Source organism: Flavobacterium sp. LC2016-01 (assembly GCF_009711135.1).
Lineage (GTDB): Bacteria > Bacteroidota > Bacteroidia > Flavobacteriales > Flavobacteriaceae > Flavobacterium.
Genome location: NZ_WMIC01000001.1, coordinates 369,756 through 382,612, shown reverse-complemented (window position 1 = coordinate 382,612; position 12,857 = coordinate 369,756). Strand labels below are relative to the sequence as shown.

7 protein-coding genes are annotated in these 12,857 nt (G+C 32.7%); 3 read left to right on the top strand and 4 right to left on the bottom strand.

The window, feature by feature from the left end; all coding sequences use genetic code 11:
• The first annotated feature begins 16 nt into the window (after positions 1 to 16).
• Positions 17 to 781, top strand: coding sequence for a hypothetical protein (locus tag GKZ88_RS01675; RefSeq protein WP_155100667.1), 765 nt, complete (start codon positions 17 to 19; stop codon positions 779 to 781).
• On the opposite strand, the gene GKZ88_RS01670 is transcribed toward GKZ88_RS01675, so the two are convergent.
• Positions 778 to 1,470, bottom strand: coding sequence for a winged helix-turn-helix domain-containing protein (locus tag GKZ88_RS01670; RefSeq protein ID WP_347343846.1), 693 nt, complete (start codon positions 1,468 to 1,470; stop codon positions 778 to 780). The two genes, GKZ88_RS01675 and GKZ88_RS01670, sit on opposite strands and share 4 nt — an antisense overlap.
• A gap of 349 nt (positions 1,471 to 1,819) precedes the next feature.
• On the opposite strand from GKZ88_RS01670, the gene GKZ88_RS01665 reads away from it, so the two are divergent.
• Positions 1,820 to 2,386: a hypothetical protein gene (locus GKZ88_RS01665; RefSeq protein WP_155100665.1), complete on the top strand. Its 567-nt coding sequence runs from the start codon at positions 1,820 to 1,822 to the stop codon at positions 2,384 to 2,386.
• Between the two features lie 317 nt (positions 2,387 to 2,703).
• Here GKZ88_RS01665 and GKZ88_RS01655 read toward each other — a convergent pair whose 3' ends face one another.
• Positions 2,704 to 4,164, bottom strand: coding sequence for an aminoacyl-histidine dipeptidase (locus GKZ88_RS01655; RefSeq protein ID WP_155100664.1), 1,461 nt, complete (start codon positions 4,162 to 4,164; stop codon positions 2,704 to 2,706).
• A gap of 207 nt (positions 4,165 to 4,371) precedes the next feature.
• On the opposite strand from GKZ88_RS01655, the gene GKZ88_RS01650 reads away from it, so the two are divergent.
• A complete protein-coding gene (locus tag GKZ88_RS01650; RefSeq protein WP_347343845.1) occupies positions 4,372 to 5,433 on the top strand; it encodes a DUF3810 domain-containing protein in 1,062 nt (353 codons plus the stop codon).
• A 70-nt stretch (positions 5,434 to 5,503) separates the two neighbouring features.
• Here the strand turns inward: GKZ88_RS01650 and GKZ88_RS01645 are convergent, their stop codons facing one another.
• Both GKZ88_RS01645 and GKZ88_RS01640 read right to left on the bottom strand, forming a co-directional pair.
• Positions 5,504 to 10,036 (bottom strand): TonB-dependent receptor plug domain-containing protein, encoded by a 4,533-nt coding sequence (locus GKZ88_RS01645; protein WP_155100663.1) that lies wholly within the window; start codon positions 10,034 to 10,036, stop codon positions 5,504 to 5,506.
• A 4-nt stretch (positions 10,037 to 10,040) separates the two neighbouring features.
• Positions 10,041 to 12,803, bottom strand: a complete 2,763-nt coding sequence (locus GKZ88_RS01640) for a carboxypeptidase-like regulatory domain-containing protein (RefSeq protein WP_155100662.1) — start codon at positions 12,801 to 12,803, stop codon at positions 10,041 to 10,043.
• Positions 12,804 to 12,857: the final 54 nt, after the last annotated feature.

Genomic DNA, 12,857 nt, shown 5'->3' with positions numbered 1-12,857 from the left:
AATACAATGGATTTTTATGACACAAATACCACATAAAATTGCACTTGGTAAAGATTGGAGTATTTTGAATCCTCTAGATTTTTTTAATATTAAATTTTTCATTTTTAATAATGCAATTGGCGGACATGCAAATACTCCTCCTCGACTAGAATGTATTTTATCTCCAATTAATTCTATAGACAGTTTTGTTCATGAGGTAAAAGAATTGGTAAAATTGTATTCTGATTCCAACATTACTATTTCAAAAAATGAAGAAAATCTAAAAATTGAATTTTTCGAGTGGGAGCTTTACGATTATGAATTTCAACTTGCTGAAAAAATTGAAGACCTGATTGAAAAATATAATTTAAATAGCATTTCTAAAACAGACAATTATAACTTTGAAGAAATTTTTCAAAATAGACGCGAAGATCACAAAAACGGTTATTTTCTTGAAACTAAAACGAATTTATCTCGTACTTCTTCTCGCATATATTTTGATTGTAATTTAAAAATTACCTCAGAAACCGAATTTATAGAACATATTAAATCTATATTCAACAATTTTGAACTTGATGAATTGAAATTTAGTCGAAAATTAATTTACCAAAATGTTCAATTTCGAATATCGTTTATTAAGCATAAAACGATTTTATCTCAAAATGGGAAGTATGTATTTGATATTCATTTACTAGATAATAAATTATATCAAGTTTGTAAAGATCTGAACGTTACTATAGGAACCTTAAAAGATAGTTATTCCGTAAAGTATGAAGTATTATTATTTACCAAAAAAAATTAGTTCAGTGAACCAATTTCAAGCTTATATCCTTTGCCGCGCACAACAACAATTTTTATATTTGGATCAAATTCCAGTTTTTTTCTAAGTTTTGATATGAACATATCCAAACTACGTCCGACGATAACGCCTTCATCTTCCCATATCTCTTTTTGAATTCGTTTTTTCTCTATAATCTCGTTGGGAGACAATGCAAAAATGAGCAGTAAACGGGTTTCTGTTCCGGTCAAGTCTACTGCCTTTCCATTTACAAAAAGTTTCTTGTTCATCGCATCAAATATTGCCGAACCCAAAGCGATTTCATTTTTATGCTCACTATAAGATAAAGCTTTTTGCGGCTTAAAAGATCTTAAAAAAATAAAACCGAAAAATCCTAAAAAGGACAAGCTTCCCAGAAGATATAAATTCTTAACTATATTTATACTTGTTGGTTCGAATTTAATCTTAATCATATAACAGGCTTTGGGCTGTTTTCTTCCTAGACAGGCTACAATATTATCTTTCTTGTTTTTGGATATAGCATATCCATAGGCCACACTTGAATTACTGCAGTTCAAAACGTTAACAATATAATTACTTGCAAACGATTGTTTATCCAAAAAACGGCTGGTAGTATTCACTAAGCTGTCCGGTTGAAAAGTAAAGTCATTCTCAAAACGAATCAGGTATTCATTTTCTGCGATTTTTTTCACAGGCAATACTCTTGATGTACTATCACCCGACTGTAGAAGTATTTCATGTCCAATTCGGCGAAGCAAAATTTCTCTTCTCGCGTAGTTATAGTCATCACTATCCTCACTGTTAAAAGCAACACAAATTACGCAGATTACACAGATAAATGAGAAAAATAGCAATCCGAACAAGTATTTGCGTTTTCCTGAAAGAAGATTTCTGCTATTAGACATAGTATCAAGTTTTTATTTACAAAGTTTACATTTTTATTTACAATTTTAAACTCTCAATCAGCAAAATAATAAAGTAATTTGCTTCATAAACTTTAAAAAGAGATAAAACTATAGTATTAATTAAAACAACGAAAACATGAAAAAAATCATTTATGTAGTGATCTTATCGCTGGTTGTGGTAAGCGGAGTGGTATTTGCTAATCGTGAAATTAAAAATGAACCTCTTAAAAAGGAAATCCCGAAGCACCTCTCTGATGCTGAAAGGAAAGCGGCATTAAAAAAATGGGAAGCTACACCTGATGGTAAAATGTACAAAAAATGGGAAGCATCTGCTGCAGGAAAAAAAATGCATGCCAGTGTTACTAAAATAAGCAAGTCCATTATTGATTATACCGATATGGACGGAGTTGTAACCTCTCTTTCTCTTCCGCAAGGTGCAAGATTAGGTTACGGTATGATGGTCAGGATTAATGGTGGCGATTATATTCTTGCTTTTGGAACAGAAAAGTCTGATTATACTACTTTGAATTTCAACAATACCTTTGACCAATTACATAAACTGAAAGTTAACGACAAAATAACTATAAGAAGCCATGGCCTATCGCAAGCGCCAAAATATTCATATCCAATAATAACGGGCGACTATGTAGAACTAAATAGTAAAACAATTTATAAACGTCCACCTAGCGAAGACGGCTGCTAAGTAAATAAATTATGAAATACGTTCATATACCTTAAAAACACTATATTTACTTGTAATTAACTTTAACACAAGCAAGTCATGTCAAAAGGTCAAGATGCTAAAAAAACAGCAAAAAAAGAACCGTTAAAAACGGCTAAAGAAAAAAAAGAAGAAAAAAGAGAAAAGAAGAATTCTCCCAAAAGGGATTAAAAAAAAAGTGATCAGTGGTCAGCTTTTTAGTGATCAGTAAAGGTAATTCTATAAAAAAGAAAGCAATCAATATGATTGCTTTCTTTTTTATACAAACTGATCACTAAAAAGCTGACCACTGAACACTACTATTTAACCGGTATATTCGAAAGAATTTCCAATACAAATTTCCAATATTTTTGAGCAGATGAAATGCTGGCTCTTTCGTCTGGAGAATGTGCTCCGTGAATAGTTGGACCAAAAGAAATCATATCCATATCTGGATAATTAGTTCCTAAAATACCACACTCTAAACCAGCGTGACAAGCTACTACTTTTGGTTTTTCACCATTTTGTTTCTCGTAGATCTCTTTTAAAACTTCTAAAATTTCAGAATTTACATTTGGCGTCCATCCTGGGTAAGAACCCGTAAGTTCAACCTCGCATCCAACTAATTCAAAAGCTGAACGCAACGAATTAGCCAAATCAAATTTTGAAGATTCAACAGAAGAACGTGTCAAACATCCCACTAATACTTCTCCATCTTTGATGATTACACGAGCAATATTATTTGAAGTTTCAACTAAATCGGCCATATCAGCGCTCATTCTGTAAACTCCGTTGTGTGCTGCGTAAATCGCTCTGATAATTCCTTCTTGAACTCCTAAATCCATCACTTTTTCAGGCAAATTGCCTTTTACGATTTCAATCGATAAGTTTGGTTCAGTTGTTTTGTACTCCGCTTTGATATCAGCAATAATTTCCTGCATATCATAAACATACGCTTCATCAAACATTTGAGAAATTATTACTTTCGCAACACTTTCTCTCGGAATTGCGTTTCTTAAACTTCCTCCATTAATTTCAACAATCTGCAAACCGAAGTTTTCAAAAGCATCAAATAACAAACGGTTCATGATTTTATTCGCATTTCCTAAACCTTTATGAATATCCATTCCTGAATGTCCACCGTTTAAGCCTTTTACAGTAATAGTATAACCAACAGAACCTTCTGGAACTTCTTCTTCATGATATGTTCGTGTTGCTGTAACGTCAATTCCGCCGGCACATCCAATATCAATTTCATCATCTTCTTCGGTATCCAGATTCAGCAAAATCTGACCTTGCAAAATGCCTCCTTTTAAATTTAAAGCTCCTGTCATTCCAGTTTCTTCATCAATTGTAAACAATGCTTCAATTGCCGGATGCGGAATATCCTTGCTTTCTAAAATTGCCATAATTGTAGCTACTCCAAGTCCGTTGTCAGCACCAAGAGTTGTTCCTCGCGCACGAACCCAGTCACCATCTATATACATGTCGATTCCTTGAGTATCAAAATCAAAAACAGTGTCGGCATTTTTTTGGTGCACCATATCAAGGTGACCTTGCATTACAATAGCTTTGCGGTTTTCCATTCCTGGAGTTGCAGGTTTTCTGATGATTACATTTCTGATTTCATCTTCAAAAGTTTCTAAACCTAAGCTGTTTCCAAAGTTTTTCATAAACTCGATAACACGTTCTTCTTTTTTCGATGGACGCGGAACAGCATTTAAATCTGCGAATTTATTCCAAAGTGCTTTTGGTTCCAGATTTCTAATTTCCTGACTCATTATATTTTGTTTGAAGTTTAACAATTAAGAGTCCCAAAGTTACAAAGTTTAAATGCTTTTTTAGCCACAAATTATACGAATTAGCACAAATTATAATAGCTCTAAAATCGGACAAATCAGTAATTAGCGAAAATTTTTGGAATTCGTGGCTAACTTTTTTCAATCAGTCAATATTGTAATTATATTTACGTATCCAAAAATTATACTGTGAAATCAAAATATATTCTTCCCCTATTTCTTTTACTTCAGATTATCTTTTTAAAAATCCTGCCATTTTTCCCCGATTATGTTGAAGGTTTTTACAGCAATAACTTTTATATCAGAATTTCGCGTTTCTCGAGAACACTTTTGGGCAAAGTTCCGTTTTCTGTCGGCGACTGTATTTATGCTGTTTTAATTCTTTCCGTTATCATTTGGTTTTGGAAAATACGAAAAACTTGGAGAACAAACTGGAAAGATCATCTTCTAAAAATCTTAGGCAAAATTTCTGTTTTTTACTTTCTATTTCATGTACTTTGGGCGTTTAACTATTACCGTGAACCTTTGTTTGAAAAGATGGAAGTTAAAAGAGAATATACTGATGCCGATTTATTGGCTTTTACAAAAAAATTAATAAACAAGACCAATGAAATTCAGTACCAACTCACAAAAAATGATGCTGCAAAAGTAGTTTTCCCTTATTCTCAAAAAGACGTTTTTAAAATGAATGTCAGTGGATATGATAATTTAGCAAAAGAACATCCCTATTTTAAGTATGAGATTTTGAGTGTCAAAAAATCACTATTCAGCGTTCCTTTGACTTACATGGGATTTGGCGGTTATTTGAATCCATTTACAAATGAAGCGCAGGTAAATGATTTACTGCCCATGTATAATTTTCCCATTACAAGTTCGCACGAAATGGCGCATCAAATTGGCTTTGCGAGTGAAAATGAATGTAATTTTATAGGCGTTTTGGCAACGGTGAAAAATGACAACTTATATTATCAATATTCCGGATATAGTTTTGCTTTGCGCTATTGCCTTGGAATCTGGCAATTTAAAAACGAGAAGGTTTTTAATCAATTAAAGAAAACGGTTCATGTCGGGATTTTAAAAAACTATCAGGAAAGTCAAGATTTCTGGCAGAAATACGACACTTTTATTGATAAAGGTTTTCATTTTGTTTATGACAGTTTCCTTAAATCAAATAATCAAAAAGACGGTATGGAAAGCTACAGCAAGTTTATTGATTTGATGATTAATTATTATAGAGGAAAAGAGTTCTGATTCATTTTAACTTTGAAACTAAAAATACCTAACAAGTTTTAAAAACCTGTTAGGCTATCAGTCTTTTAAATTAAGGCAGAACTTCAATTTCTAAACCAGAATTCCAATTTTTGTGTTCATTTTCATAGTACAAGTACGCTGACGAAGCAACACCTTTATATTTCCCAGGAATAACTGCTTTAAAATCAATATTTACTTTTCTGGTCTCATTCGCATCTAATTTTCTGAAATAAAGCACCAATTCATTTCCGAAAATCTCATAATAATCGACCACATTTTTCTCTATTAATTCTTTCAGTTGCCAAGGCTCAGGAGCTAATCCGCCTGGAATTCCAATTCTGGCAATTGGGTTTGAAAGCTGTTCATTGCTTTTATTCTGAATCTCGATTTCAACTCTTGCCGTTTCGCTTATTTTCAGTTTATCTACCAATGATTTTGTTTTTAAACTCACTTTGCATTCTTTGGCATTATTGGGCAGTAAAGTTTGATACTGTACATAAAATAAATACGGAACTGATTTTTCTTCGGGAACTTGAATCGAAAATTTATTATTTCCTGTATTAATCTTTAAGTCTTTCAAAATTACATTTTCATTGGTATCTTTTTTAGACAAATCGATTGCTCCGTCATTCAGCGACATACTCACATCATTAGAAATCATCGAATCCATATTGATTTTAGAAAATTCTGTAATCGCTTTCAATGCGAGTGCTGTTGCTTGCGTAGAACCAAATCCATAGGTATTTTTTGATGATTGAATATAATCTAAAACATTAAAAATCTCTTTTGTAACTTTTTTTTCTTTTAATAAAGCAAGCGCATAAAGCGAGGCAATTTCAACATTCATCGACCTGCCATAACTATTAATAACAGATTGTTCGGCGTTAAGTTCTTTAAATGCGAGTTTATTCACTTTTGCTTTTATCAAATCCATCAGCTGTTTGTATTCGGGCATTTTTTTAAGATTAAACGAAGCCAGAGCCAGCAAATTCATTCGGTACAAATCATTGCTTTTTAAGGCTTCAGCTAAAGCAGTATCATATTGTTTCTCAATATCAACTTGTCCAATTTCAGACAAAACATAAACGATATAAGCATTATTAACAACATATTTGATTCCCGAAAAGCCGTATTTTGCAGGATTTTGCTTAAATCCTCCGTTTTCATCTTTTCTAGAATCCAGCCAATTCATTGATCGAATAATTAATTTTTGATCAATATTGATAAACTCTTTCATTTCATAAAATTGCAGTAAACCGTACGCAGTCAATGCTTCGTTACCAGGATTTCCGCCATACCATTCAAAACCACCCTCTTTTGATTCGTAATTTTTTAATTTCGTATAACCGATTTCTAAATATTTTAAAGCTTTCTCTTTAAACTGTGGAGTCGTATTTTTAAATTTCAACAACTGCATCGCCATAATATTAGGATAATTTGTAGACGAAACCTGCTCAAAACACCCGTGAGGTTCGCTCATCATACTTTCGAGTCCGTCAAAAATGGAAGAAAACGGATTCAAGAATAATTTAAATCCAGAATCTATAGAACCCGGAATAACTTCTGCAACAGTGAAATCTTTTGTTTGTGATCTGGTTCCCGAAATATCAATATTCATTGGGAAATCTCTTGAAAATATATCGATGCTCTTTTTGATTTTAGATTTAAAATTTTCAGCATTCAATAAAATTTCCAATGGCAATTGTTTTCCTATTTTATCTGTTTTTACCGTTATATAAACAGTTCTCGATTCATTTGGTTTTAAATGAATTAAGGAATCTTTCAGGATAAGATTTTGCTTATTGAAATTGGCTTGACAATCTAGTTTCAGCATTTTATCTGAATTGTTTTTTAACCAAAGCGGCAATACGATTTTATCGCCTCGAGAAGCATACAAAGGCACTTTTACATCAGTCTGAATCAAATCTTTTACTGCATAAACAGCTTCCGCTTTCCCTACGTCACCTTTATACGAAATTCCTTCGGCTAAAATCTTGAAAGAAGTGTTATCATCTGAATTATGAAATTCAAAATGAGCTTCACCTTGATTGTCTGTCTGGATAATCGAATTCCAATAAATACAGTTTCTAAAATCTGTTTTTTCTTCAGTGATTACTGATTTGTATATTGGCGCATAAAAAGTCTCCGCTTCATTTAAATCTTTTATTTTAGATCTTTTTATTTCCTGAAATGTATAATTATGTGTTTTGCCCAATACAATATTGGCCGGATTTGCCTTGTTTTTTGTGGTAACATAAATAACTCCGTAAGCGCCCGCTGACCCGTAAACGGCAGTTGCAGAAGCATCTTTTAATATTGTTATCGACTCAATTGAATTTACAGGAAGACTGCCAAATACAGATGAATTTTCATTATTTGCATATGGAATTCCATCAACGACAATTAAGGGCTGACCGCCAGATCTGTTTCCATAAATCGAAGACAATCCTCTGATTACAACTTTATCAGCTGAAGCCACCTGACCCGAAGATGATGAAATCTGAATTCCTGCGGCGCGCCCGCTCAATGCATTTGAAAAAATTTCCTGAGAAGAAATCTTCACAATTGAGCCTGTAAGCGCTTTTCTTGTTGTCATTCCGTAACCTATTGTAACCACTTCCTGTAATGCATTAGAATTAGCATCTAAAATAATGCTGCTTCCAGATAATTGGACATTTCTGGTCGTTTTTTCTTTCTCTTCGGTGTATTTGTAATGAATATTTGGTGTTGATGTATCTGTTAATCTGGATCTTAATTTCCAAAATTCATATTCATCTGAAAATGAATTCTTAATGGTCAGATCGCGATAATATTTATGTTCGGCAACCAGATAACCAAAATCAGAAAAGTGAATTCGGTTGAATTTAAAATAACCGCTTTTGTTGCTTTTCGTTTCAAAAACTTTTCCCTGCTCTGTAAAAAACATAACTTTTACACTGGCCGGTTTCCCTTTTTTAGTCAGTACAAATCCTTCAATGGTATTGCTTTTTTCCGGCTGAATATTGGCCGCTTCTGACAAAAGTTTTTGTAGCTCTTTTTGATCGTATTTTCTCCATCCGTGCGTATTCAAAAGCAAATCAATGGCTTTTTCTCTTTCCTGAAGCGGTTTATTTTCATCAAAATAAAATCTTGGCTCATGAATTTTTCCTTTCAATTCAAAACCTAAAAGAAGCCACGACACTATATTATCTTGTTTGTCATCGATATATGTTAAAAGCTTCGAATCGGCGACAGAAACGGAAAGATTAGACGCAATTGGAGCATTGTTTTTATCTGTTGTAATAATCGAAACTTTTACTTTTTCTCTTGGCAGATAATTTTCTTTGTCTGTTTTAATTTGAATTTTAAGTCCGTCCTGATAGTTTACAAAAACCAATCTTTCAGCCACAATTTTATCTTGAATCAATAATGAAAAAGACTGAATTCCCATTGGAAATTCTTTTGTATTGATCGAAATAGTATTCCAGCCCTGAACTAAATTCAGTGCCAATGTTTTGTAAATTTTTGCCGTATTTCGAACTAATAATTTTCCGGAAGCGTCTGTTGGTGAATAAATTTTCAAAAGAACATCTTCCTGACTTTTCTCTGCATTTAATACAAACAGATTTTTTTCTGCCACCGGCAATGCAATTTTTTCTTCCGATTTAAAGGGAGAAGTCACAACAGCAAAATATTTTTTATTTTCTTCTGATTTTAATGCGACGTTCCCCATTCCGTCGTGAAAACTTTTGAAATCTGTGACTTTATTGCCTTCTTCATCTTCAATAAATCCAGCAACATCCATTGGAAGCCCAAATTCATTTTTTGCTATAAAAAACAATGACGACGCTTCACTCAAAACCAAATTACCGCTTTCTGCTAGAAACTGCAGATCAACAAAATTCAGGTTTATTGGAATAGAACGCGTAACCGATTCTTTGAAATTGTCATAATCCAGCATAACATTCAAAATTCCGTCATTCGATTTTAAATTTTCCGGAAGTTTAAATTGAATTACTGCTTTTCCTAAATCATCTGTTTTTGCATGAAGCGAATCCATTTTTGCTCCGCCAATAAAAATGTCATATTTAAAATCATAATTTTTAATAGGCTGATTTTCCAGATTTTTAAGCTCAAAATCGGCTTGGCAGATTTCTCCTTTTCCGTAGGCTTTTTTCTTAAAATCTAAAGTCATTAAAATTCTTGGTGAAATCACTTTTTGTACAAAAACAGTCTTTTCAAAAATATTTTCAGCAACCTTATCCTGAATTCGTGTATAAGCACGAATTTTATAAATTCCTGAAGCTCCATCTTGTGGAATTGCATACGATCCAACAGCATTTCCGTCTTTTACAACATAAGTTTGACTATTTATTTTTTTGTCGCTGGCGTCTAAGAAATCCACATAAAGATAATCGCTCAAAGTTGTTGGTCTATTGTCACTTTTTGTGATATAGGCTTTAAAATGAATTGTTTCACCCGGAAAATACAATACGTTATTAAAATGCAAATACACTTTTTCGGTTATTGACCACTTATATGCTGTATTCCAATCGGTTTCAGTATTTTGAGAAAAAATACTCTGAAACACTAATAAAAAGAATACGTATTTTATATTTTTCATCGGATTAAAATTTAATAGTTAGAGAGGAACCAAAACTTTTCATCATTGGCGAATTGAAATAATCTAATCCGGTAGTATCGATTGAACTAAACATAGAATTACTACTAAAAGCCGATTTACTTTTAGACGCAATAAAAGCATTGTTCATAAAAACTGTAAGAGTAAAATTTAGATTGTTTCGTGTCCAATTTGTTGCTTTTGAGTACGATAAACTAATTGAACTCAATCTAAAATAAGTTGCATCTTCAATTGCATCTTCAGCAATTCCTTCAGTTCCATATCGAACCCAGCGATTCTGCTCCACCGGAAGTCCGGCATCATAAAACGAAACCGCTTTTGTATTTGGCAAACCACTTTGCGTTACACCGTCAAATATGTAATTGGTAACATTACGCTGGTTTCCAGTTAATTCAGATTTTCCATAATAATTCAAAGTCTGCTGTGTTCCGTTCCAGATTTCTCCTCCCTGACTCCACTCAAAAGTTAAATTCAGCATTAGTTCTTTATATTTAAAAGCATTAAAAAACCCCACAACAAAATCTGGATTTGGGTTTCCTAAAATTTTAGGCTGTGCATCTTTTATAGGAAAACCAGCATCGTCAATAATTATGTTTTTACTGCTGTCTCTCAAATAACCGTTTCCAACAATAACTCCTAGTGGCTGTCCCACAATATAATTTTTATTAACATCAGCAAAACCGGCAAATGGAAGACTGCTCAAATTGCTGTTTAAACTTGTAACCTCATTTTTGTAATACGTGAAATTTATATTGAAATTATAGTTAATCTCATGGTTATAAGAAAATGATTTCCGAATTTCAAACTCGATTCCGTTTTGTTTGTAATTAACATCTGGCGACCAGCTGACCGCATTAGAATTCAAAATTGGCGCGTATAAATTATCAACCTTTTTTGAATAATAATTCAGATTTACGTTCCAATAATTAAATTCATAACTCAATTTAAGATTCGTAATCTGCTCTTTTGTAGGCGCAGCACCTCTTGGCGTTATGATCTCCCAACTATTTTCAAGTTGTTTAAATTGATTGATTTGAAAACGCAGTGAATTAAAATTCAAATTATTGTTTTGCAGTGAAGGTTCGGTTTCATTATATCCGTAATCAATTCCAAAGTTTATGCGCGTTTGAAGAATATTTTTGAATTCGGCTGATCCATAATAATTCTTCATAAAATGATTTTGAACCGTTGACGAATAATTCAAATCGGTTTTCGCTTTTATCGTTACATCACAGTCATATCCATCCAGATCATTAATAAAAAACGACCCATTTATATTATAAAAAACTTCAAATCGATCTTGCGCAACATTAAAATTGGTCTGATTTTGACTGTTTTTTGGAAAATCAGAAGAAGAGGCAAATCCGCTGAAATAATCACGATTCAATTCCCGATCAAAAAATCGGAAATCGATTTTTGATTCTATAAACTTCATGTAATTAAATTTATGACGGTAAACATCTGACACCGAAATGCTTTTAAAATTTTCGGTTCTTTCATTAAAATTTGGTGCAGTGATTCCTGCCATATAAAAAGGCTGTCCGTTTGTGTTTTTTATTTCCGAAGACTGAAAACTTGCGTTAATTTTATTTTCGTTGTCCATACTATCATAATTAAGATTGAAATTAAATGATAGTGTCTGACTTTTATTTCGGTCAAGATTGTTCTGCAACAAATAATAGGGATTATTTTCTAAAGCCGAATAACTTCTCTGTGAACCATTTGACAAAACAGAAGCAATACGATTGTCAAAATGAATTGGCGTAACGGCATTTGCAAAAACAATTTTATTGATTGCAAAATTGGAGTTCGATAAATTATTCTCAAAATTATTATAACTCAAAATCGCATCAATTTTGCTTTTGATTGAAACCTCTCTAAAATATCGCAAAGAAGTCGTAATTTCATTATTACGAGTATCTGGAATTGCAATATTTCCGGTTTTATAAGCAAAGTTTATTTTTAAGAAGTTTTTCTTTGGGCCAATAATTTGAGCGCTTAAAGAGGTTTTGCTATCTATGGTATTCTGAAAAAAGTGATTCGGATTATAAAGTTCCAACTGATTTGCACCAGCAGAAGTCCGATTCACAATATCACCCTGAGGATAATATTCTGAAACATTCTGAGAATACTGCAATGAACTGACTTGCGGACCCCAGCTGAAAATTTCATTTGTCTGTGGCGACTGATAAGTCAACGCACCATTTTGGCTTCTTCCCTGCGCATATGCATTTTGATATTTTGGAAGACGAAACGGCGACGAAACCAAAAGTTCCTGAACCACCTCAAAAAATGTTCTATTATAATCATATCGGCTTTTCAATCTATAAAAACCATTTTCTTTTCGAATAATATTCTTTATATCACGGTCGTTAAAATTTAATTCTAAGCTGTTATCATAATAGCCCGAAGGTTTAGAAATTGGCACTGAATCGGAGGATTTTTCTATTTTATCCGTGTAATCATTACTTAGTATTGGCACTACTCTTTCGTCGTTTTCAAGTAAAGTCCTGTTGGTAATTTTAATTGTTTTCGTTTCCAAACCAACACAGGAAATCTGCAAAAAATCACCTTCTTTTACTTCAATAGCATAATTTCCATCAAAATCTGTGGAAACACAATTTTTAGTATGCAAAACACACACATGAGCGCCAGGAATGGGCTGGCCTTCGTAACTTACATTGCCTTTAAAGATAGATTGAGAATGTCCAATGGCGGATAAAAAAAGAAATAGTAATAGTTTTTTCATACTGCTGTTTTATACTATAGAGCCCAATTCTTATTAAAAGGTTGGGAACGAAAT

What these genes read in the sequence shown, in the direction of transcription:
- GKZ88_RS01655 (WP_155100664.1), bottom strand. Translation starts at nt 4,164, where the DNA reads ATGAGTCAGGAAATTAGAAATCTGGAACCAAAAGCACTTTGGAATAAA.
- GKZ88_RS01645 (WP_155100663.1), bottom strand. Translation starts at nt 10,036, where the DNA reads ATGAAAAATATAAAATACGTATTCTTTTTATTAGTGTTTCAGAGTATT.
- GKZ88_RS01665 (WP_155100665.1), top strand. Translation starts at nt 1,820, where the DNA reads ATGAAAAAAATCATTTATGTAGTGATCTTATCGCTGGTTGTGGTAAGC.
- GKZ88_RS01640 (WP_155100662.1), bottom strand. Translation starts at nt 12,803, where the DNA reads ATGAAAAAACTATTACTATTTCTTTTTTTATCCGCCATTGGACATTCT.
- GKZ88_RS01675 (WP_155100667.1), top strand. Translation starts at nt 17, where the DNA reads ATGACACAAATACCACATAAAATTGCACTTGGTAAAGATTGGAGTATT.